Genomic DNA, 20,915 nt, shown 5'->3' on the forward strand with positions numbered 1-20,915 from the left:
GCGCCAAAGTGCGCGAATGCTCTTCGCCCCGACCGACCTTGGAGCCATCGCGCACTTCGGTGCGCTCCTACACGATGGGCCGCATGAACCTGATCAGCCGCAACCTCCTGCTGCTCGCGCTGTTGGCATTGGCCGCGCTCCCGCCCGCACGCGCCAGCGTCGCCAACGCACCCGGCGCCAACCTCGAGGTGTCGCTGGTCACCTACGGCCCCGGCGAAACCTACTGGGAGCGCTTCGGCCACGACGCGATCGAGCTGCGCGACACGGTCTCGGGCGAGGCGGCCAACTTCAACTACGGCGTGTTCGATTTCAGCGAGAAGAACTTCCTGCTGAACTTCGCCCGCGGCCGCATGCACTACCTGATGGATGCGGCGCCCAGCGATCTCGACGAGCGCTACTACGTCGAGGCCGGCCGCTCGATCACGCGCCAGCGGCTGGCACTGAACGCCGAGCAGGCTGCAGCGCTGCGCGACTTCCTGCTGTGGAACCTGCGCCCGGAAAACGCCGGCTACGACTACGACTACTACGTCGACAACTGCACCACCCGCGTGCGCGACGCGCTGGACAAGGCGCTCGGGGGCGCGCTGGAAACCCGCCTGAAGGCGCGCGCCGGCGGCATGACCTACCGCCAGCAGACCGTACGGCTGATGAGCGCGCAGCCCTGGCTGATGCTGGTGCTCGACCTTGGCCTGGGACCGTATGCCGACCAGCCGCTGAGCGGCTGGCAGGAAAGCTTCCTGCCCGAGGTGCTGCAGGCGCAGTTGCGCGAAGTGCATGTCGCCGACGGCCACGGCGCCCTGCGCCCGCTGGTGCAGGACGAACAGCTCGTCTCGCCGAACCGGCTGGACGTGCCGCCGCCGGCTGCACCCGACCTGCGCCTGCCGCTGGCCCTGGCCGGCCTGCTGCTGGCCGCGCTGCTCGTGCTCGCCCGCCGTGCGTGGCCCACCGGCTACGCCCTGCTCGGCACGCTGTACCTGCTCGCCGCCGGCGTCACCGGCCTGCTGCTGCTGGCCCTGTGGACGCTGACCACCCACCATTCGGCGTGGGCCAACGCGAACCTGCTGCTGTTCAATCCACTGGCCTTCCTGCTGCTGCCGACGCTGTGGCGCTCGCGCCGCGGCCTCGCCGCCTCGCGCTTCATCGACGGCGTGATCGCGCTGCAGCTGTTCGCCTGCATGGCCGCCGTGCTGCTGCACCTGCTGCCCGGCACCGTGCAGCAGAACCAGCCGTGGCTGCTGTTCGCCCTGCCGTGCTGGCTGGCGCTGGCCTGGAGCCTACGCCGGTACCGGTAGGTGCGGTCGCGCAAGGACCCCGCTGCCGCGCCGGCTCAATTGCCCCGCCTGCGGGCGCGGGGCATCATGCGCGCATGAACCTGATCACGCCGCCGACCGCGACACCGACCGCCGATCAGCCGATGGTGGTCAACTGCATCGCCTACAGGAACGACGGCACGCGGATCGGCGACGTCACCATCGACGCGATCAGCGACGTGCTGGCCGAACCGGATACCTTCGTCTGGGTCGGCCTGTACGAGCCGGACGAGGCGTTGCTGGAAAAGATCCAGAACGAGTTCGGCCTGCACGACCTGGCGATCGAGGACGCGCACGCCGCGCACCAGCGCACCAAGCTGGAGGCCTACGGCGACTCGCTGTTCCTGGTGGTGCAGACCGCGCAGCTGATCAACGGCGAACTGGCGTTCGGCGAAACGCACATCTTCTTCGGCCCGCGCTACCTGGTCACCGTGCGCCACGGCGCCTCGCAGTCCTACGCGCCGGCGCGGCGCACCTGCGAACACGCGCCGGAACTGCTGGCGAACGGCCCGAGCTATGCGCTGTACGGTGTACTCGATTTCATCGTCGACAACCTGCTGCCGATCGTGCGCGACTTTCGCGAGGAAGTGCAGCAGCTCGAACACGACATCTTCGGCGAGACGTTCAAGAGCAGTACGGTGCGCCGGCTGTACGACATGCAGCGCGACCTGATGACGCTGCGCCTGGCGGTGGCGCCGCTGCAGGACATCATCAACCAGCTGATCCGGCTGCACCCGAACCTGATCCCCGAGGTGCTGCACGCGTACTTCCGCGACGTCTACGACCATGCCTTCCGCGTCAACGAGGCGATCGGCGCCATGCGCGAGATGCTCACCGCCGCGATCAACGTCAACCTCTCGCTGGTGAGCCTGCGCCAGAACGAGGTGATGAAGAAACTCGCCGGCTGGGCCGCCATGCTCGCCGCACCGACCCTGCTCACCAGTTGGTACGGCATGAACTTCGCCAACATGCCCGAACTCCACCAGTCCTGGGCCTATCCCGCCATCATCGTGGTGGTGGCCGGCGTCGTCAGCGGCATCTACCTCGGCCTCAAGCGCGCCAGGTGGCTGTAGCCGGCGGCGGGCGGTTGTCGCTGCCATGCGGAACGTTCAAGATGTCCGCCGGCCTTCACCCGCACGCGATCACCGATGAACGATTCCGCAAGCCGCATCCCCGCCGACGCCAACGCCCCGGTGGAAACCCTGCATGAAGGCCGCTGGCTGAGCCTGCGCAAGCGTGGCCGCTGGGAGTACGCCGAGCGCAACAACCCCGGCGGCGCGGCGATCATCCTGGCGGTGACGCCCGAGGACAGGGTGCTGTTCGTCGAGCAGTACCGCGTGTCGATCCTGCAGAACACCATCGAGATGCCGGCCGGACTGGTCGGCGACGAACGGGGGCGCGAGGGCGAGGACGCGCTGCTCGCCGCCCGGCGCGAGCTGGAGGAGGAAACCGGCTACCGCTGCCAGCGGGTGGAGTTCATCCATCGCGGGCCGTCCTCGTCCGGCATGAGCACCGAGATGATCACCTTCGTGCGCGCCTGGGACCTGGAAAAAGTCGGCCCGGGCGGCGGCGACGAAACCGAGAACATCGTGGTGCACGAGGTACCGCGCCGCGAAGCCGGCAGCTGGCTGTTCGCCCGCGCCGCCGAAGGCTATTCGATCGACCCGAAACTGTTCGCCGGGCTGTGGTTCATCGAGCACGGCCGGCGCTGACGCCTGGGCGCAAGGGCACCGGCACGCCATAAGAAAAGGCTCCCCGCGGAGCCTTTTCCCGGGTGGCCCCGCGCCTTTACCAGGCGCGCACGTCGACGATGCTGGCGGTGTAGCTGCTCATGCTGGACTCGTAGCGGAACAGGCGGCCCAGGTCGAAATTCACCGTGCCGCCGGGAGCGATGTTGGAGGTGCCGGCCGGCCAGCCCTGCTTGCTCTGCAACACCTTGCCGTCGGCATCCTTGATCTCGATGCGGACCTGCGCGGCCGAGGGGGCGGCACAGTTGTTGACCAGCTCGCCGCGCAGGCTGAGGCGCGAAGCGGCGACACCGGGCCTGAAATCCTTGATGGCGAAATCGGTGGGCGAGCAGGCCGCGTGGGCGGCCAGCGGAGCGAACAGCAACACGGCGGAAGCGGCGAATGCTTTCATGGGAATTCCATTGGCAGTGGGGAGTGAGGGAAACCGGGAAGCGCGAATGATCGGCCCCTCCATGTCGGCGCCCGCGCGGGAATCTTTAGCCCGGCGCGGGACGCCCCGGGGTCGCGAACAGGCTCTAAAGGTTCCGCCCGCGGTGCCGATGATCCCGATGTCCGCGCTGAAAGCGTTTACCGGGATGGCCGATACCCATGAAAACACTCATCGTCTCCGCCGTATTGCTGCTCGCTCCGCTGGCCGCCCACGCCGACTGCAACCCCAGGGATTTCGCCATCAAGGATTTCCACCCGGGGTTCAACAGCATGGGCTCCACCATGCGGATCAGCCTGCGCGGCGAGCTGGTCAACAACTGTGCCGCCCCCTCGGCCGCGCAGGTCCGCGTCGACGTCAAGGATGCCGACGGCAAGGTGTTGCAGAGCAAGCAGGGGTGGCCGGCCGGCACCTCCAACATCGCCCCCGGCAGCGCGGTGAATTTCGACCTGGGCCGCCTGTTCCGCTACGAGTCCGGCATGAGCAGCTTCACCGTCAGCATCGTCGAGGTGCGCACCTGGTAACCGGCGATCGTCGACCGCAGATGGCAAGAAGGCTCCGCAGGGAGCCTTTTTGCCGCTTGTCCTTCGGTTCCGTTAGTGCAGCACGAACAGCTTGTCGAAACCGGCCACGCGCAGGGTGCTGCGCAGTTCGCCGGCAGCGTTGACGATGCGGATATCGGCACGATCGGCGCCGGCGTGCTCGCGCAGCAGCAGCAGCATGCCGAGCGCCGAGCTGTCCATGCGGGTAACTTCGCCGAGGTCGACGACATAGCTGCGCGCGGCCCTGCCGCTGCCCAGGCAGGCGTCGTGGAAGTCGCGATGGATGCTGAAATCGAAACGCTCGCCCAGCTGCAGGGTGAGGCAATCGTGTTCGCTGTCGTGGTGGACAATCATGGTGCCATCCTCAGAAGAGTTCGATCTCGCCGGCGTCCATCGAGTTCTGCAGGGCCGGGCCGCGCGAACGCAGGCGCGCCTTCTCGCGCTGGATCGCCAGCCGGCTGCGCACCCGCTGCGCGCGTTCGTCCAGTGCCCCGGCCTCCAGCGGCGCGCAGGCCAGCTCCTCGATGTCGCGGGTACACTCGGTGGTGACTTCCTGCAGCTCGGTCAGGCGGGTGCGGGTCTGGCTGATCAGCTGGCTGAGGATGTCCTCGAACTGCAGCGAGCGGATCGTGGTGGAGACGTCGCTGCCGAGTCCGCGGTTGATCTCGACCACCTGGTCGGCCACCGCGCTGGTACGCGCGTCGCTCTCGGTGACGTGGGCCATCATCGCGTCGATGCCGCCCTTGGCCGAGAGCGCCACGTTCAGGTCCTGCGACGCCATCGCGCCGATCAGGCCGCGCAACTGCTCCATCGCGGCGCGGGCGCGTTCGACATGGCTGCCGATCTGCTCGTTGAGCTGGTTGGAATTGCTGGCCAGGTTGCGGATTTCGCCGGCCACCACCGCGAAGCCGCGGCCGGATTCGCCGGCGCGCGCCGCCTCGATCGCGGCGTTCAACGCCAGCAGGTTGGTCTCCTCGGCGATGGTGTTGACGTTCCTCAGCAGGCCGAACACCGCGTCCATCTCCTTCGCCATGCCGTCGATGCGGTAGACGATGCGCAGGCTCTCGCGCGACATCTGCACGATCATGCCGACGAAGTGTTCCAGCAGGTCGCCGGTGCGGGCGGCGAAATCCTGCACGCTGACGCCGCCGTCCTGCACGTCGATGATCTGCTTGAGCAGCGACTGCTGCAGCGCGGTCTTGCTGGACAGCCCGTCGAAACCCCCGCCCAGCTCGGACACCGCGTCGCGCAGCAGGTCCAGGCCCTGGTGCAGTTCGCGGGTGGCATGGCCGAGTTCGTCGACCAGCGCACCGCGCACATCCTCCAGCGCCTCGCGCACCGGTCCGCTGTTGGTGGTCGCGGCTGCCGGTGCCGCCAGCTCTCCCCGGGGACGCGCTTCGGCGGTCCACACCGCGGCCAGGGCGATCACCAGCACCGGCGCCAGCCATGCCGGGTGCCATGCCAGCGCCAGCAGCAGGGCCGCTGCGCTGGCCATCCAGCCATAGACCGGACGCTGGGCAAAAAGGGCGGGAGTGAATGACATGATCCGGGATCCGCAGGTCAGGCGCTGATGGCGCCGGTATGGGTTTGACGCGCCAGCGCAAGCAGGCGCGCCGCGATGTGGTCCAGCGGCAGCATCTCGCGCGCCGCGTCGAGCTTCCAGGCGGCGCCGGGCATGCCCCACACCACCGAACTGGCCTCGTCCTGCACCAGGGTGGCGGCGCCGGCCTGGCGCAGTTCGAGCAGGCCGCGCGCGCCGTCGTCGCCCATGCCGGTGAGCAGCGTGGCGATGGTGGCGGCGCCGGCGCTGGCCGCCAGCGAGCGGAACAGCACGTCGACGCTGGGCCGGTGCCGGTTCACCGGCGGCCCGTCGTGCAGCCGGCACACGTACTTCGCGCCGTCCCACATCACCAGCAGATGGTGGCTGCCCGGCGCGATATAGGCATGCCCCGACTGGATCGGCTGGCCGTCGTGCGCCTCGCACACGCGCATCGCCGAACAGCGGTCCATGCGCGCGGCGAACGGGCCGCTGAAGGCGGCGGGAATGTGCTGGGTCACCAGGATCGGCGGCGCATCCGGCGGCATCGCCTCGAGTACCACGCGCACCGCCTCGGTGCCGCCCGTGGAGGCACCGATCGCGATGATCGGACTGCCGCCGCGGCTGCCCGCTGACTGCGCCCGCGGCAGCACCGCATCGGCCGACAGGCGCGGCGCCACGTCCAGCTTGCGCACCGTGGTGCGCGCGCGCGGCTTCGCCTTCGCGGCCAGCTTCACCTTGGCGCAGATCTCCTGCGCGCTCGCACCGAAGCTGTTGGCCAGGTCGCTGCCGGGCTTGGCCAGGAAATCCACCGCGCCCAGTTCCAGCGCACGCAGCGTGACCTCGGCGCCCTGCGTGGTCAGCGACGAGACCATCACCACCGGCATCGGCCGCAGCCGCATCAGGTTTTCCAGGAAGGTCAGGCCGTCCATCCGCGGCATCTCGACGTCCAGGGTCAGCACGTCCGGGGCGAGTTGCTTGATTTTCTCGCGGGCGATCAAGGGATCCGCCGCCGTACCCACCACCTCGATCTCCGGATCGCAGGCAAGCATCGCCGACATCAGCTTGCGCACCAATGCGGAATCGTCGACGACCAGAACACGCACTCTTTCCATTGCCTACCCTGCCATGCAGCCGCGGCCCCGTCGCCAGCGACGGCGGCCCGGTCGATCGTCACGCCGGACATCCCGACGCTAGAACAGCTCGACCTCACCCTTTATCGGATCGTTTGCCAAACGCTTGAGGTAACCGCGCTCTTCGGCCACCAGCGCCACGTCGTCGCTACGGCGCAGCAGGCGCACGCGGACCCGGCCGCTGTGCGGGAAGAACTGCACCTGCCGGGGATAGACGTCGCCCAGGTCCGCCGCCACCAGCTGCAGCTTCTCGGTCTCGATGTAGCGATGCACGAAATCGATGTTGCGCTGGCCCACGTCGCTGAGCCGGGCCAGCACGCGGCCACCGCCGAACACCTTGACCCTCAGGTCGGCGCGCCGGCCGCCCGCCTTCAGGATCGCGTTGATCAGCTGCTCCATCGCATCGCTGCCGTAACGCGCGGCACGCCCGACGGTCGACGACCAGTCGTCGCGCTCGCCCATCGGCTCGGGCAGCATGAAGTGGTTCATGCCGCCGATGCCGCGGCCCGCATCGTGGATGCAGGCCGCCACGCAGGAGCCGAGCACGGTGCTGACCGTCTCTTCCTGCGCGCTCACGTAGAACTCGCCCGGCAGTACCTTCACGGTCATGCAGCCCTGCGCCGGATCCCAGAACCGCCGCAGGTGCTCGAAGCCCGGCGGTGCCGCGGAAAGCGCCGGCGCCACCCGACGGTCGGCCTTCAGTACCGGCATCAGCCGCGCTTCCGGTAGACGGTGCGGCCGATCAGTTCGAAGTCGTCGTTGACGCCGTGCAGCGATTCGGAATGGCCAAGGAACAGATGGCCGCCCGCCGGCAGCAGCCCGGCGTAGCGGCGAAACAGGCGCTGCTTGGTCGGCTGGTCGAAATAGATCACCACGTTGCGGCAGAAGATCGCGTCGAACGGCCCGCGCATCGGCCATTCGTGCAGCAGGTTCAGCGGCTGCACGGCCACCAGCTCGCGCAGCCGCGGGTGCACGCAGGCGAAGCCTTCGTACTCGCCCGAACCGCGCAGCATCCAGCGGCGCCGGCGCCCGTCGCTGATGCCCGTCAACCGCTCCAGCGGGTACACGCCGTTGCGCGCGGTTTCCAGCGCCTGCGGCGAAAGGTCGGTGGCGAGGATCTTCGCATCCAGGCCCGCGGCATCGTGACGCTCCAGCGCCTCGGCCAGCACCATCGCCAGCGCGTAGGGTTCCTCGCCGGTGGCACAGCCGGCCGACCAGATCCGCAGCCGGTCGCCGCTGCGGCGCTTCTGCTGCAGCCAGCGGGGCAGCAGTTCGTCGGCCAGCAGGTCGTAGTGGTGCGCCTCGCGGAAGAACGCGGTCACGTTCGTGCTGATCGCGCTGGCCAGATCGCCCAGCTCGCTTTGCGGATCGTGCCGCAGCAGGTCGCAGTAGGCGCCGAAATGGCGCAGCCTGAGCGCCCGCAGGCGCCGTGCCAGCCGGCCCTGCACCAGCTGGCGCTTGTGGTCGCCCAGCGAGATGCCGCAATGCTCGCGCACGAAATCGCGCAGGAACCTGAACTCGGCATCCCCGAGCAAGGGGGCACCGCCGTCCGCCATGGCGACGGCGCCATCGATCGCGCCGGCGAGCGCCTTCATGCTCAGAACTCCTTCCAGGCCCCGACGGCAGCAGCGTCCGCCTCGGCGACGGCGCGCCCCGGCGGCGCCTTGCGCACCGCGGCGAACACCGCCTCGGTGGCCACGGCCACGTTCTTCGCGCGCGACGGCGACGGAACCGGTTCCACAGGCGCCACGTCGTCGGCCAGATGGAAGAAGCCCACCTGGCTGGTGAGATCGCCGGCCTGTTCCTGCATGGCTCGGGCGGCGGCCGAGGCTTCCTCGACCAGCGCCGCGTTCTGCTGGGTCATCTCGTCCATCTGCATCACGGCGTTGTTGACCTGATCGATGCCGGCCGACTGCTCCTGGCTGGCCGCGGCGATCTCGGCCACGATGTCGGTGACTTTCTTCACGCTGTCCACGATTTCGGCCAGCGCCTTGCCGGACTGGTTGACCAGCTCCGAACCGCTGCGCACCTTCTCCTCGCTGTCGGCGATCAGGCCCTTGATCTCCTTAGCCGCGCCGGCGCTGCGCTGGGCCAGGCTGCGCACCTCGGTGGCCACCACGGCGAAGCCGCGGCCCTGCTCGCCGGCACGCGCCGCCTCCACCGCCGCGTTCAGCGCCAGCAGGTTGGTCTGGAAGGCGATTTCCTGGATCAGGCCCACGATGTCGCCGATCTTGCGGCTGGAGGCGTCGATCTCGGCCATCGCTGCGATCGCCTTGCCCGCCACTTCGCCGCCGCGCTCGGCCTGCTCGCGGGCGCCGCGCGCCAGCTGGTTGGCGTGGCTGGCGTTCTCCGCGTTCTGCTTCACGGTGGAGGTCATCTCCTCCATCGAGGAAGCGGTCTCTTCCAGGCTGGATGCCTGCTCCTGGGTGCGCTGGCTGAGGTCGTCGTTGCCGCGCGCGATCTGCTGCGCCGCGCTGCTGACCGCATCGGAGCCGTGGCGCACTTCGCTGACGATCGCGCTGAGGCGCTCGTCCATCGTGCGGAAGGCGTCGAGCAGGCGGCCCAGCTCGTCCATGCGGCCCACCTCGATATGGTGGCCGAGCTTGCCGCCGGCGATGTCGTGGGCCACCTGCACGGCATGGTTGAGCGTGCGCACGATCTTGCGGATCACCAGCGTGGCGATCAGCAGCGCGAAGACCGCGCCCAGCAGCAGGGCGATGATGCTGACCGCGCGGATCAGCCGGAAGCGGCTGCTCTGCGCCTGGAACAGCGCCAGCGCGTCGGCGTCCTGCGCCGCAACCAGGTCGGCCATGCGCGCCTGGCGGTCCATCAGCAGCGGACGCACCTGCAGCTCGAGCAGGTCGCTGGCGCCGGCGTCGCCCTGCTTGAGGGCATCGGCCATGTCCTTCAGCGCGCCCGCGTAGTCGTCGTCGGTGGCGTGGTAGGCCTTGACCTTCTCGGCGACCTTGGCGCTGCGCGGGATCGCGTTCAGCTGCTTGCTGATCGCCGCGATCTCCTGCTGGTACTTGTCCACCTGGGCCAGCTTCTGCTTGACCTGGTCGGCCTTGCCGACGTTCGCGGCCGCCTCGCCCAGTTCCACGAACGCCATCAGCGAGCGCACGCGGATCGTGTTGGCCAGGTCGCTGGGCACCATCGCCTCGTCGTACATGTGGCGCATGCCCTCGTTCTGCAGCTGCATCGAGCCCAGGCCGATGACGGCGCCGCCGATCAGCATGAACACGAGCATTCCGAGTACGAGGCGCAGGCGGCCGCGAACGGTGAGGGCGGGGATCTTGAACTTGAACGAGGGCATCTTCATGGGTGGTTCCTGTCAGGCCACGGCTTGTACGTCGGCGGCCGCGGGCAAGGCGGCTTCCAGCATCTGCGCGTCCTGCGGCTGCAACAATCTGTCCACGTCAAGGAGCAGCACCATCCGCTCGGCGACCGAGGTCAGCCCCTTGAGATATTCGGTGTCCACGGCAGTGCCCATGTCGGGCACCGGCCGCACGTCGCCGGCGGCCACGTCGAGCACGTCGGAGACGGCGTCCACCACCACGCCGAAATGGCGCCCGGCGACGGTAACGATCACGGTCACGGTGTTGGCGTCGTAGTCCTTGCGCACCAGGCCGAAGCGCAGGCGCAGGTCGAGCACCGGCACGATCGCGCCGCGCAGGTTGAGCACGCCGAGCACGTAGTGCGGCGCCTGCGGGATGCGCGTCACCGGCGTCCAGCCGCGGATCTCGCGTACCGCGAGGATGTCGATCCCGTACTCCTCGTGCGCGAGGCTCACCGTGAGGTATTGCATCGGCACCGCCGTCTCGGCGGCGGATGCGGCTGCAGTGTTGGCTGACTGGCTCATGTGCGTTCCGCGGGGACACGCTGTCCCCCTTGCCCTGGAATGGCTATCGGCCGCCGTGCGGGTTTCTTGAATGCCGATGCCGTGTTGCCGCGCGCGGATGACACGCGTGCGGTGCGGCTCAGGCCACCTTGCGGCGGCTCTGCATGCGGACCATGCCGGCGACGTCGACGATCAGCGCCACCGAGCCGTCGGCCAGGATGGTGGCGCCGGAAACGCCGCTGACGCGCCGGTAGTTCGCCTCCAGCGACTTCACCACCGCCTGCTGCTGGCCGATCAGGCCGTCGACGAACAGGCCCACGCGGGCACCCTCGCCTTCCACCACGATCAGCAGGCCTTCGTCGATCGCCCGCACCGCGTCCGGGCAGCCGAACAGTTCGTGCAGGCGGATCACCGGCAGGTAGTCGCCGCGGAAGCGGAACAGCTCGCCGCCGCCGACGACGGTCCTGATCGCCTCGCGCTGCAACTGGATCGACTCGACGATCGACACCAGCGGCACGATGTAGCGCTCCTCGCCCACCGCGGCGGTGAGGCCGTCGATGATGGCCAGCGTGAGCGGCAGGGTGATGGTGAACACGCTGCCCTTGCCCGATGTGCTGCGGATGGTCACCGAGCCGCCGAGGTCAGCCACGTTGCGGCGGACCACGTCCATGCCGACGCCACGGCCGGACAGGTCGGTGGTGACCGCGGCGGTGGAGAAGCCCGGCTGGAAGATCAGGTCGGCCACCGCCTCGTCGCCGAGTCCCTCGCCGCTGGCGATCAGGCCGCGCTGCACCGCCTTCGCCACGATCGCCTCGCGGTTGAGGCCGGCGCCGTCGTCGCTCACCTCGACCACGATGTTGCCGCCGCGGTGCGAGGCTTCCAGCCGCAGCGTGCCGGTGTCGCCCTTGCCCGCGGCACGGCGCTGCGCGGGCAGCTCCAGGCCGTGGTCGATGGCGTTGCGCACCAGGTGCACCAGCGGATCGCCGATCTTCTCCAGCACCGTCTTGTCCAGCTCGGTGTGCTCGCCGACCAGCTCCAGCCGCACCTGCTTGCCGAGTTTCTGGCTGATGTCGCGCACCATCCGCGGGAAGCGGTTGAACACCGAGGCGATCGGCAGCATGCGGATGCCCATCACGCTTTCCTGCAGCTCGCGCGTGTGCCGCGCCAGCTGCGCCAGCCCCTGTTCGAGCAGGGCCAGCCGCGAGGCGTCGACGCCGTCGCGGAAGGTGTCGAGCATGGACTGGGTGATCACCAGCTCGCCGACCAGGTTGATCAGGCCGTCGATCTTGTCGATCGCCACGCGCACCGTGCTGGATTCGGCGCTGGTCTCGCGCTGCGCGCGGGCGGCGGCGACATCGGCCACCGGTGCCGCCGCGGGTGCGGCGGATGCCGCGGCGGCGGCGGCCACCACGTGCTTCGGTTCGATCGCCAGCTCGCATTCGCCCTCGACCCAGTCGAACACCGCGGCGATGTCCGCGCGTTTCGCCGGCCCGGCCAGTTCGATGGTCCAGCCGAGATGGCACTCGGCCGGATCGAGCCGGTCCAGCGCCGGCAGGCGGTCCAGCTCGGCCGTCACCGCCAGTTCGCCCAGTCCGGCCAGCTCGCGGATCAGCCGCAGCGGATCGTTGCCGCCGGCCAGCATGCCCGGGTGCGGGCGGAAGCGGATCGTCCAGGCGTCGGCCTGGTCCACTTCGCGCCGCGCCTGCACACCGCCCGCCGCCGCGCCGCGGCCCATCGCCGCGGCCAGCTCGCCGCGCAGGCCTTCGGCCACCGCGTCGTTGAGCGGCTCGCCGGCCCGCGCCCGGGCGAACATCCCGCGCAGGCAGTCCACCGTGCGCAGCAGCAGTTCGACGATGCCGCCGTCGATGGCGCGCTTGCCGCCGCGGACCTCGTCCAGCAGCGACTCCGCCTCGTGGGTGAACGAGGACATCTCCGGAAAGCCGAAGGTGGCCGCACCGCCCTTGATCGAATGCGCCGCGCGGAAGATGGTGTGCACCAGCTCCGCGTCGCCGCCGTCGTCCAGCGCGAGCAGCGACGACTCCATCGTGTCGAGCCCTTCCAGGCTCTCCTCGATGAACACCTGTTGGAACTGCGCCAGCGCGGCGTTGACCATGATCCTGCTCTCCGCGCTCAGCCCAGCACGCGCTTGACGGTGGCCAGCAGCTGCTCCGGGTCGAACGGCTTGACCAGCCAGCCGGTGGCGCCGGCCGCCTTGCCTTCCATTTTCTTGTCGGTGTGCGACTCGGTGGTCAGCATCAGGATCGGCACGCCCTTGTAGCTGTCCATCGCGCGCATCTCGCGCACCATCGCGATGCCGTCCAGTACCGGCATGTTGACGTCGGCCAGCACCAGGTCGAACGAACCGCCGCGCGCCACGTCCAGCGCCAGCTGGCCGTTCTCGGCTTCGGTCACCTCGTGGCCGGCGCCGCGCAGGGTGAATGCCACCATGCCGCGCATCGAGGCCGAATCGTCCACCGCAAGAATCTTTGCCATGCTGCCACCTCGTTCAGGCCGGCCTCGCGGCCGGCAGTTCCAGTATCCGGGCCAGCCCGAGCAGACCGGCCGCTTCGTTCAATGCTTCGCTCGCGCCGCGCCACGCCAGGGTGCCGCCGCGTTCGCCCAGTTCGCGCCGCAGCAGCACCAGCAACTGCAGGGCGGCGGTGTCGACACGCTCCACCTGCTGTCCGTCGAGCACGATGGCGCCGCGCTCCAGCACGCCCATCAGCTGCGCCTTCAGTGCCGCCTGGGCCGCGATGCGGCAATCCGGCGGCAGCGCCACCACGGCCGCGCCGGCATCCGCCTGTGCCGCGGTCTTCGCGCCCGCCTGGGGTTCCCCGGTATCCTTCGCCGCCCGCTTGCCGGCCATGTCGCCACTCCGCTCGCGCCATCTGCGCTGACGGTGTGTTTATCGACCGCGGGCACGATCGCTTTAGCGCCAGCGCGGGCTCCTCAAGTTTGCCCGCACGCGGCCGATGCCCTCCGGGACGATCCCATCCGCGCAGCTGCGCTTTCGTGCAGGAACCCTCTTGATCATCCAGCCGACCAGCCTTGCCGCCCTGACCTGGGCCGGTGCCGCCTCCGGCAGCGCGGCGCAGAGCTGGCGCATCGGCAGCGTGCTGTCGGCGCGGCCGCTGGGCGTGAGTGCGCTCGGCCTGCAGGTGCTGCAGATCGGGGCGCTGACGGTGGAGGCGGACGTATCCGGCGGCCAGTTGCCCGCGCAGTTCCAGGTGCGCGTGCTCAGCCTGGGGGCGCAACCGCAGCTCGAAATGCTCGCGCACCCGGCCGACCCGGCCCTCCAGCGCGCCCTGCGCGAACGCCTGCCGCAGCAGAACGGCTATGCGCCGCTGCTGTCGACGCTCGACGCGCTGGCCCAGCGGCCGGTGCTGCGCCAGTTGCCGCCGGACCTGCGCGCGGCGCTGGCGCTGCTCGAACAGTCCCTGCGCACGCCGGCGGAGATCACCCGCGGCGAGGGACTGCGCGAGGCGATCAACCGCAGCGGCCTGTTTTTCGAATCCCGGCTGGCGCTTCCCCACGGCAACCTGGCGGCCCTGGCCGCGGACGACTGGAAAGGCGCGCTGCTGCGCCTGGCCGGCCTGCTCGACCGGCGCGCCGCCACGCCGCCAGCGCCCGGCCGCGGCGATGCGGCGCCGCCGCTACTGCAGCGCGGCCTGCAGGCCCAGCCGCGAGCGCCGTTGCCGCCGCTGCTCGCCGGCGAGGACGTGGAGCAGTTGCTGGACCGCCTGCACGGCGACGTGAAGGCCGCACTCGCACGGGTGGAAGTGGCCCAGCTGGAGGCCGGCGCCAGCCCGCTGCCGGCGTGGATGATCGAGATCCCGCTGCAGGGTGACGGCGGCCGCGACGTGCTGCAGTTGCACCTGGAATTCGTCGCCGACGCCGCCGACGGCGGCCACGGCTGGACGCTGGGCTTTGCGCTGGATCTGCCGACGCTGGGTCCGCTGCAGGGCGAATTGCATCTGCGCGAACCGCGCTTGTCGGTGCGGTTGTGGGCGGCGCAGGCGGAAACCGCGCAGCGGCTGGAGCGCCAGTTCACCGCGCTGCGGCAGCGGCTGGCCGCATGCGGCGTGCTGCTCGACCAGCTGAGCTGCCAGGTCGGCCTGCCGCAGCCGCCGGGCCGGCACAGCGCCGTGCTGCTGCAGGCCACCGCATGAACACGCCGCCGGTTCCTCGCCGGGTCGGCCTGCGGCTGGCCAGCGGCGACGGCGAGATGAAGGCGATGCCGCCCGAATCGCTGGAGGCCCTGCGCGCACGCGCGCAGTCGCTGGGCCTGCCGTTGCACCACGATCCGCAGATCGCCGCCCTGCTGGCGGCATTGCGGTTGCGCGACGACGTGCCGGCGTTGCTCTACGCCGCCGCCGCGTCGGTGCTGGCCGCCGTCTACGACGCGGCGGAAGAGTAGCCGCCGGGCCGGATCGCGCGGGCGTGCCTCGTCACGGGCCGGACGGCCGGACCTGCAGGATCAGCCTCGCCTCGTCGCGCGACAGGCCGCAGCGGGCGACCAGCTGTTCGGCATCGGCGCCTTCGCGCGCCAGCTGCTGGGCCAGTTCCCAGGATTGCCGGGCCGGCGGCGGTTGCTGGCCGATCAGGCCGACCTGCCGTTCCAGCCGTCCCAGTGCCGCCACCAGCATGGAGGTCGGCACATCGGCCGCGGCACGGGCCGCGTCGCCCCACAGCGCATCGACGCGTTGCTGCAGCCGGCGCGACTGGCGCCACAGGCGGAACAGCAGGAACGATTGCGCCAGCGCCAGCAGCAGCAATATGGCCACGCCCGCTTCAAGCCACATGGCCATCCTCCCCGTCCAGCCGGCACAGCCGGCGCACGTCGAGCAGGGCCACGAACCCGCCCTGCCAGGCCAGCACGCCGCTCACCGGATCGTCGCGGCGGTCGGCCCGCCCCGGCGGCGGCGGGGCGATCTCCCGGCCGTCGCTGCCGAGCAGCTCGCCGACCGCATCCACCCGTAGGCCGACCTGCTGGCCGGCATGCGCCAGCATCACGATGCGCACCGTCAGCGGATCCGCCGGCGGCGACGGCGACAGGCCAAGCCGGCGGCGTCCGTCCATCACCGGCACGATGCGTCCGCGCAGGTGGCGCACGCCGAGCAGGTCGCCGGCGGCGCCGGGCACGGGGGTCAGGTCGCCGTCGCGGATGACCTCGCTGACGTCGGCCAACGGCGCGGCGTACAGCTGCGCGCCGATGCGGAACGACAGCCAGTGCTGCTCGTGCGACGCGGAAGTGGGGACGGTGGCGTTCATGCGATTGCTCCGCGAGCCGGCGGCCCGCTCATCGAACCGACGGCTGGGTCGACCTGGCGCGGCGGGCCAGGTCAGGGATGTCCTGGCCGCCGGCCTTCGCCGCGCGTCCGGCGCCGGCGGAAACCTCGGCGGTCGGGGCGGCCGACCGGTCGCCTTCGCGCGCCGGCGGCGCCTCGGGCGAGCCGAACACGCGCACGGTGGGCAGCACGTCGGGAACCGGCGCGGGCACCAGCCCGGAAACCTGGTCGACATGCCCGGCGTCGCTCTGCCCGCGTTGCGCGGCCTGGCCATTGCCCATCACTACCACCAGCACCCGGCGGTTCTGGTTGCGTCCCTCCGCGGTGGCGTTGTCGGCGATCGGGCGCACTTCGCCCCAGCCGATGATGCCGAGCCGGTCCGGGGCGATCCCGTTGGTGGCGAACAGGCGCGCCACGCTGGCCGCCCGCGCCGCGGAGAGTTCCCAGTTCGACGGGTACAGCGAGGTGTTGATCGGCACGTCGTCGGTGAAGCCCTCGACCCGCAGCTGGTTGGCGAAGCGCGCCAGGATCGCGGCGAGGTCGCGCAGCACCGCATTGGCCGGGTCCGACAGCTGCGCCACGCCGCTGGGGAACAGGATGTCGGTGCGGATCTCCACTTCCAGCCAGTCCGGCTTGTGTCGCACCACCACCAGCTTGCGGTCGATCAGCGGCTGCAGCGCCTTGCGCACCTGGTCCTCGATGCGGCCCAGCTCTTCCTGCGGCCTGGACCGGTGGGCCGCCTCGCGCCCGCTGCCGCCGCTCGCCGGCACCGGATGCGGCGGGATCGGCACCGCGATCGGCACGATCGACGAGCCCGACTGGCCGGCCGGGGCGGCGATCGCCGGCGCCACGTTGTGCGGGCGGATACGGGTCGGCGGCAGCGGCGCGATCGCGTGGCTGGAGCCGTTGAACGCCTCGATCAGCGATTCGGACATCACCCGGAACTTGCCTTCGTTGACCACCGAGACCGCGTACATCACCACGAAAAACGCCAGCAGCAGGGTCATCAGGTCGGCATACGGAATCGCCCATGCCTCGTGGTTCTGGTGTTCCTCGTGCCGGTGCCTCCTCATGGGACATAACCCTGCAGGCGCGCTTCGATCTGCCGCGGGTTGTCGCCCTGGGCGATCGACACCAGGCCCTCGATCAGGATCTCGCGCATCTGCGTCTGCTTGCTGATCAGGCCCTTCAGCCGCGCCGCCATCGGCAGCATGAACAGGTTGGCCAGCGCCACGCCGTAGATGGTGGCCACGAAGGCCGCGGCGATGCCGTGGCCGAGCTTGCTCGGGTCGGCCAGGTTCTGCATCACCGCCATCAGGCCCATCACCGCGCCGATGATGCCCAGCGTGGGCGAGTAGATGCCCGCCATCTCGTATACCTTGGCGCCGGCCAGGTCGATCGCCTCGCGCGTTTCCAGGTCCACCTCCAGCACGCTGCGGATCGCCTCCGGCTCGCCGCCGTCGACCAGCAGCTGCAGCCCCTTGCTGACGAACGGGTCGGGCTCCGCCTCGATCTGCGGCTCCAGCCCGAGCAGGCCCTGCCGGCGCGAGATCTCGCTCCAGCCGACGATGCGGCTGATCAGGTCGTCCGGCCGGTGCAGCGGCGGCCGGTAGACCATCGCCATCATCTTGAGCGCGTGCCTGAGCACCTTGCCCTGGGTCTGCACCAGCAGCGCGGACAGCGTGCCGAGGAAGACGATCACGAACGCCGCGGCGTTCCACAACGCGCCGATGTTGGAGCCCTTGAGAACGGTACCGACGATGATGACCAGGAAGGCCAGGATCGTGCCGACGATGCTTACCAGATCCATGGAGGTCAGCCGGTCGCTTGCAGTAGGGGGGAAGATTGCCCGGCGCCGTCGGCCAGGGCGGCCAGGTCCATCACCAGCGCCAGCCGGCCGTCGCCGGTCACGGTGGCGCCGGCAACGCCCGGCACGCCGTCGAACAGGTGCCCGAGCGGCTTGACGATGACATCCTCGCGGCCGAGCACCTCGTGCACCAGGCAGCCCAGCCGCTGGTGGCCGATGTGCAGCACCGCCACGTGCCGGCCCGCGGCCGACGCCGTACCGGCCCACTCGACCAGGTCGGCCAGCGGCAGGGCACGGCCGCGATGGCGGGCCACCAGCCGGCCGTCGAGCAGGCAGTCCTGGCCGTCGGCAAGCTCGAACACCTCCTCCACGTTGCCCAGCGGCAACGCCAGCAGGCGGGTCCCGACGCGCACCATCAGCACACGCAGCACCGCCAGGGTAAGCGGCACGGCCAGTTCCAGTTCGCTGCCGTGGCCGAGCTTCGAGCGTACCTGCAGGGTACCGCCGAGTTCGGCCACGCGCGTCTTCACCACGTCCATGCCGACGCCGCGGCCGGAGATGTCCGAGACCGTCGCGGCGGTGCTGAAGCCCGGGCGGAAAATCAGCTCGTAGCACTCGCCCTCGGTGAGCCGCGCGGCCTGCACGGCATCGATCACGCCCTTCTCCACCGCCTTGCGGCGCAGGATTTCCGGATCCATGCCGCGGCCGTCGTCGCTCACCGCGATCACGATGCGTTCGCCGCGCTGGCTGGCCGACAGGCACACCCGGCCCTTGCGCGGCTTGCCGTTTTGCACGCGCAGGTCCGGCATCTCCACGCCGTGGTCGAGCGCATTGCGCAGCAGATGGATCAGCGGGTCGGCGAGTGCCTCGACTAGGCTGCGGTCGAGGTCGGTGCCCTCGCCTTCCAGCACCAGCTCCACCTCCTTGCCGAGCTGGCGGGCCAGGTCGCGCACGATCCGCGGGAAGCGCTGGAACAGGCGGCCCACCGGCTGCATGCGCATGCCCATCACGGCGGCCTGCAACTCGTCGGTGATCCGGTCCAGTTCGCCGGCGGCGGCGGCCAGCGCCTCGTCGCCATGGCGCGCGGCCAGGCTGAGCAGGCGGTTGCGCGCCAGCACCAGTTCGCCGGCGTGGTTGACCAGCACGTCGAGGCGGCTGGTGTCGACCCGCACGGTGTTCTCCGCCGGCGCCGCATGACGCGCGGCCGCCGGCGCGGGCGCGACGACGGGCGCAACGGCGGCTGCCGGCATGGCTGCCGCGGCTGCCGCGGCAGGTTGGCCCTGCTGGCCGTGCAGCGCGTCCAGCAGGGCCTCGAATTCGTCATCGTCGATCGTCGCGGCCAGCCTGGGCGCAGCCGGCGGCACGGCCGGCACGACGGTACCGGGCGCAGCGCTGCCGTACATGCTGTCGAGCAGGGCCTCGAACTCGCTGTCGTCGATCGCGCCGCCCGCGCCTGCCGGCGCTGCGGCGGCCGGCGGCGCGGCAACGGGTACGGCGTGCGGCAGCAGGGATTGCAGCAACGCCGGCGGCGGCATCGCCAGCGGTGCGGCGGCGCCCACTGCCGCCATCATGTCGTCGAGCAGGTCGAGCGTCTCCAGCAGCGCGTCCATGTGCCCGGCGCCGAGCACCACGCTGCCGTTGCGGGCCTCGTTGAGCAGGTCCTCGGCGTGGTGGCACAGCAGCACCATCGGCTCCAGCGCCAGGAACCCGGCGCCGCCCTTGACCGTGTGGAAGGCGCGGAACACGGCGTTCAGCAGTTCGCCGTCGCCGGGCGCCGCTTCCAGCCCGACCAGCTGCTCGCCCAGGCGCTGCAGCAGTTCGCCGGCCTCGACCAGGAAATCCTGGCGCAGCTCGTTGTCGAAGTCCGCGTTCATGGCGCCAGAGCCTGCTTGTGATCCCCAGGCGCCCCGCGCCAAGAGCTGTTTGCGCGCAGGCCAGGGAAGAACGAAGGTACGCGGGGAGGCGCCATGGATGGCGCCGGCTTTGAGGAGCGAGGAGTGGACGTCCGTCCACGGCCGAGAGATGACGCAGGCATGCGGGCAAACAGACCCGGCCCCGGAGTTGCCAGGTGCCGGGGTTGCCATCGAGTGGCCGCCATGCGGCAGCGCGCGGCTTTGCCCCCCGCTTTCGCAAGGGCAGGCTCTGCCGGCCAGGCAGGCACTGCGCCACGCACTACCACCTGGCGGCCACTCGATGACAACGCGGAGTGCTTGAGGAGCATAAGCAGGCTCTCAAAACCCGAATTCGCTGAGCAGGCGATCGGCGTCTTCCTGGCTGGATACCTTGACCGCGTCGGCCGGCGCCTCGCTGCCGGCCAGCGCGCCGGTGAGGCGCACCAGTTCCAGCAGCGACGATTCGACCGTGCCGATGAAGCTGGCGACCTTCTTGATGCGCTGCCCGGTCAGGTCCTGCCACGATTGCGCCAGCACCATGTCGGCCAGTCCGTCGCGGCAGCTGCCGGCAAAGGCCACCGCCTCGCGCGCCAGCACGGCGGCGGCGTCGTTGCCGCTGGTCCACTTGAGGACCTCGCCGGCGTTGTGCCCCAGCGACTCCGCCTGCGGCCGCATGCGCTCGGCGAAATCGAGGCTGCGGTGCGCGGCGTTCGCGCTCATCTCCAGGACGTCCTGCAGGTGCTGGCGCGCGTCGGCGACGATGCCGGGCACGCCTTCCTGGGCCAGCTCGCCGCCGAGCCGGCGCACCGCATCGTGCAGGTCGCGGGCCAGCTGACCGAGCGCGCGGAACAGGCGCTGCTCGCGCTGGCGCACCATCGCATCCAGCGCCTGCTCGAAGGCGGGACCCTCGGGACTGTTCAGCAGTTCGCGCAATTCGGCCGGCAGCGTCTCGTCGGCGGCGAGGGGCGGAATGATGTTCATGTTCATGCGCTGACTCCGCTGGCGGCGATCCGTTCGAAGATCTTGGTGAGCTTCTCCTGGAGCGTGATCGCGGTGAACGGCTTGACGATGTAGCCGTTCACGCCCGCCTGCGCCGCCGCGATGATCTGGTCGCGGTTGTTCTCCGCGGTCACCATCAGCACCGGCAGGCCCTTCAGCGAGGCCTCGGCGCGGATCGCGCGCAACAGGTCGATGCCGGTCATGTTCGGCATGTTCCAGTCGGTCACCACCAGGTCGAACGGCTGGCTGCGCAGCATCGCGATCGCGCCCTCGCCGTCGTCGGCTTCCTGGATCAGCGGGTTGCTGAAACCCAGCTCGACCAGCAGGTTGCGGACGATCCGCCGCATGGTGGAGAAATCGTCCACCACCAGGATTTTCATGTTCTTGTCCAAAC

At 70.3% G+C, this 20,915-nt stretch carries 24 protein-coding genes; 6 read left to right on the forward strand and 18 right to left on the reverse strand.

Features of this window, described 5'->3' with window-relative positions; translation table 11 throughout:
• The first annotated feature begins 74 nt into the window (after positions 1-74).
• The 3 genes from RHOFW104R8_RS03005 to RHOFW104R8_RS03015 all read left to right on the forward strand — a co-directional run bounded on the left by RHOFW104R8_RS03005 (position 75) and on the right by RHOFW104R8_RS03015 (position 3,022).
• Complete coding sequence (locus tag RHOFW104R8_RS03005) at positions 75-1,292, forward strand: DUF4105 domain-containing protein (RefSeq protein WP_082823501.1); 1,218 nt, start codon at positions 75-77, stop codon at positions 1,290-1,292.
• Positions 1,293-1,366: 74 nt separating this feature from the next.
• On the forward strand, positions 1,367-2,383 hold the full coding sequence (locus tag RHOFW104R8_RS03010; protein WP_068095713.1) for a magnesium and cobalt transport protein CorA: 1,017 nt from the start codon (positions 1,367-1,369) through the stop codon (positions 2,381-2,383).
• 75 nt (positions 2,384-2,458) lie between these two features.
• Entirely contained in the window at positions 2,459-3,022 is a 564-nt protein-coding gene (locus RHOFW104R8_RS03015) for an NUDIX hydrolase (protein WP_068095712.1), read from the forward strand.
• A gap of 76 nt (positions 3,023-3,098) precedes the next feature.
• Here the strand turns inward: RHOFW104R8_RS03015 and RHOFW104R8_RS03020 are convergent, their stop codons facing one another.
• The gene (locus RHOFW104R8_RS03020; protein ID WP_068095711.1) at positions 3,099-3,449 is read right to left on the reverse strand and encodes a hypothetical protein; all 351 of its coding nucleotides are present in this window, start codon (positions 3,447-3,449) and stop codon (positions 3,099-3,101) included.
• A gap of 197 nt (positions 3,450-3,646) precedes the next feature.
• On the opposite strand from RHOFW104R8_RS03020, the gene RHOFW104R8_RS03025 reads away from it, so the two are divergent.
• Positions 3,647-4,009: a hypothetical protein gene (locus RHOFW104R8_RS03025; protein ID WP_068095710.1), complete on the forward strand. Its 363-nt coding sequence runs from the start codon at positions 3,647-3,649 to the stop codon at positions 4,007-4,009.
• 72 nt (positions 4,010-4,081) lie between these two features.
• On the opposite strand, the gene RHOFW104R8_RS03030 is transcribed toward RHOFW104R8_RS03025, so the two are convergent.
• The 10 genes from RHOFW104R8_RS03030 to RHOFW104R8_RS03075 form a co-directional block, all read right to left on the reverse strand.
• Complete coding sequence (locus RHOFW104R8_RS03030) at positions 4,082-4,381, reverse strand: STAS domain-containing protein (protein WP_068095709.1); 300 nt, start codon at positions 4,379-4,381, stop codon at positions 4,082-4,084.
• A gap of 10 nt (positions 4,382-4,391) precedes the next feature.
• Entirely contained in the window at positions 4,392-5,570 is a 1,179-nt protein-coding gene (locus tag RHOFW104R8_RS03035; protein ID WP_068095707.1) for a methyl-accepting chemotaxis protein, read from the reverse strand.
• Positions 5,571-5,587: 17 nt separating this feature from the next.
• The gene (locus RHOFW104R8_RS03040) at positions 5,588-6,679 is read right to left on the reverse strand and encodes a chemotaxis response regulator protein-glutamate methylesterase (RefSeq protein ID WP_068095706.1); all 1,092 of its coding nucleotides are present in this window, start codon (positions 6,677-6,679) and stop codon (positions 5,588-5,590) included.
• Positions 6,680-6,757: 78 nt separating this feature from the next.
• Complete coding sequence (cheD, locus tag RHOFW104R8_RS03045; protein ID WP_068095705.1) at positions 6,758-7,408, reverse strand: chemoreceptor glutamine deamidase CheD; 651 nt, start codon at positions 7,406-7,408, stop codon at positions 6,758-6,760.
• A complete protein-coding gene (locus RHOFW104R8_RS03050) occupies positions 7,408-8,292 on the reverse strand; it encodes a protein-glutamate O-methyltransferase CheR (RefSeq protein WP_068095704.1) in 885 nt (294 codons plus the stop codon). The genes cheD and RHOFW104R8_RS03050 overlap by 1 nt, the downstream gene beginning before the upstream one ends.
• 2 nt (positions 8,293-8,294) lie before the next feature.
• Complete coding sequence (locus RHOFW104R8_RS03055) at positions 8,295-10,016, reverse strand: methyl-accepting chemotaxis protein (protein WP_153021734.1); 1,722 nt, start codon at positions 10,014-10,016, stop codon at positions 8,295-8,297.
• A 12-nt stretch (positions 10,017-10,028) separates the two neighbouring features.
• Entirely contained in the window at positions 10,029-10,556 is a 528-nt protein-coding gene (locus tag RHOFW104R8_RS03060; protein ID WP_068095703.1) for a chemotaxis protein CheW, read from the reverse strand.
• A gap of 118 nt (positions 10,557-10,674) precedes the next feature.
• Positions 10,675-12,648, reverse strand: coding sequence for a chemotaxis protein CheA (locus tag RHOFW104R8_RS03065; protein WP_068095702.1), 1,974 nt, complete (start codon positions 12,646-12,648; stop codon positions 10,675-10,677).
• A gap of 17 nt (positions 12,649-12,665) precedes the next feature.
• Positions 12,666-13,028 (reverse strand): response regulator, encoded by a 363-nt coding sequence (locus RHOFW104R8_RS03070; protein WP_068095700.1) that lies wholly within the window; start codon positions 13,026-13,028, stop codon positions 12,666-12,668.
• A 13-nt stretch (positions 13,029-13,041) separates the two neighbouring features.
• Positions 13,042-13,401 (reverse strand): lipid asymmetry maintenance protein MlaB, encoded by a 360-nt coding sequence (locus RHOFW104R8_RS03075; RefSeq protein WP_068095698.1) that lies wholly within the window; start codon positions 13,399-13,401, stop codon positions 13,042-13,044.
• A 160-nt stretch (positions 13,402-13,561) separates the two neighbouring features.
• Between RHOFW104R8_RS03075 and RHOFW104R8_RS03080 the strand changes: the two genes are divergently transcribed.
• Positions 13,562-14,704, forward strand: a complete 1,143-nt coding sequence (locus tag RHOFW104R8_RS03080) for a flagellar hook-length control protein FliK (protein ID WP_068095697.1) — start codon at positions 13,562-13,564, stop codon at positions 14,702-14,704.
• The gene (locus tag RHOFW104R8_RS03085) at positions 14,701-14,952 is read left to right on the forward strand and encodes a flagellar biosynthesis protein (RefSeq protein WP_068095696.1); all 252 of its coding nucleotides are present in this window, start codon (positions 14,701-14,703) and stop codon (positions 14,950-14,952) included. Before RHOFW104R8_RS03080 ends, RHOFW104R8_RS03085 begins: the two co-directional genes overlap by 4 nt.
• A gap of 31 nt (positions 14,953-14,983) precedes the next feature.
• On the opposite strand, the gene RHOFW104R8_RS03090 is transcribed toward RHOFW104R8_RS03085, so the two are convergent.
• The 7 genes from RHOFW104R8_RS03090 to RHOFW104R8_RS03120 form a co-directional block, all read right to left on the reverse strand.
• Complete coding sequence (locus RHOFW104R8_RS03090) at positions 14,984-15,337, reverse strand: DUF2802 domain-containing protein (protein ID WP_068095694.1); 354 nt, start codon at positions 15,335-15,337, stop codon at positions 14,984-14,986.
• Positions 15,327-15,806, reverse strand: a complete 480-nt coding sequence (locus tag RHOFW104R8_RS03095) for a chemotaxis protein CheW (protein ID WP_068095693.1) — start codon at positions 15,804-15,806, stop codon at positions 15,327-15,329. Before RHOFW104R8_RS03095 ends, RHOFW104R8_RS03090 begins: the two co-directional genes overlap by 11 nt.
• Positions 15,807-15,834: 28 nt before the next feature.
• On the reverse strand, positions 15,835-16,896 hold the full coding sequence (gene motD / locus RHOFW104R8_RS03100; protein WP_082823502.1) for a flagellar motor protein MotD: 1,062 nt from the start codon (positions 16,894-16,896) through the stop codon (positions 15,835-15,837).
• Positions 16,893-17,633 (reverse strand): flagellar motor protein, encoded by a 741-nt coding sequence (locus RHOFW104R8_RS03105; protein WP_068095692.1) that lies wholly within the window; start codon positions 17,631-17,633, stop codon positions 16,893-16,895. Before RHOFW104R8_RS03105 ends, motD begins: the two co-directional genes overlap by 4 nt.
• A 5-nt stretch (positions 17,634-17,638) precedes the next feature.
• Positions 17,639-19,504 carry a chemotaxis protein CheA gene (locus RHOFW104R8_RS03110; RefSeq protein WP_068095691.1) on the reverse strand — a complete coding sequence of 622 codons (1,866 nt, stop codon included), beginning with the start codon at positions 19,502-19,504 and terminating at the stop codon, positions 17,639-17,641.
• Between the two features lie 357 nt (positions 19,505-19,861).
• Entirely contained in the window at positions 19,862-20,509 is a 648-nt protein-coding gene (locus RHOFW104R8_RS03115) for a protein phosphatase CheZ (protein WP_235604450.1), read from the reverse strand.
• A complete protein-coding gene (locus tag RHOFW104R8_RS03120) occupies positions 20,506-20,913 on the reverse strand; it encodes a chemotaxis response regulator CheY (protein WP_068095690.1) in 408 nt (135 codons plus the stop codon). Before RHOFW104R8_RS03120 ends, RHOFW104R8_RS03115 begins: the two co-directional genes overlap by 4 nt.
• Positions 20,914-20,915 lie beyond the last annotated feature (2 nt).

Source organism: Rhodanobacter sp. FW104-R8, from assembly GCF_001617365.1.
GTDB lineage: Bacteria > Pseudomonadota > Gammaproteobacteria > Xanthomonadales > Rhodanobacteraceae > Rhodanobacter.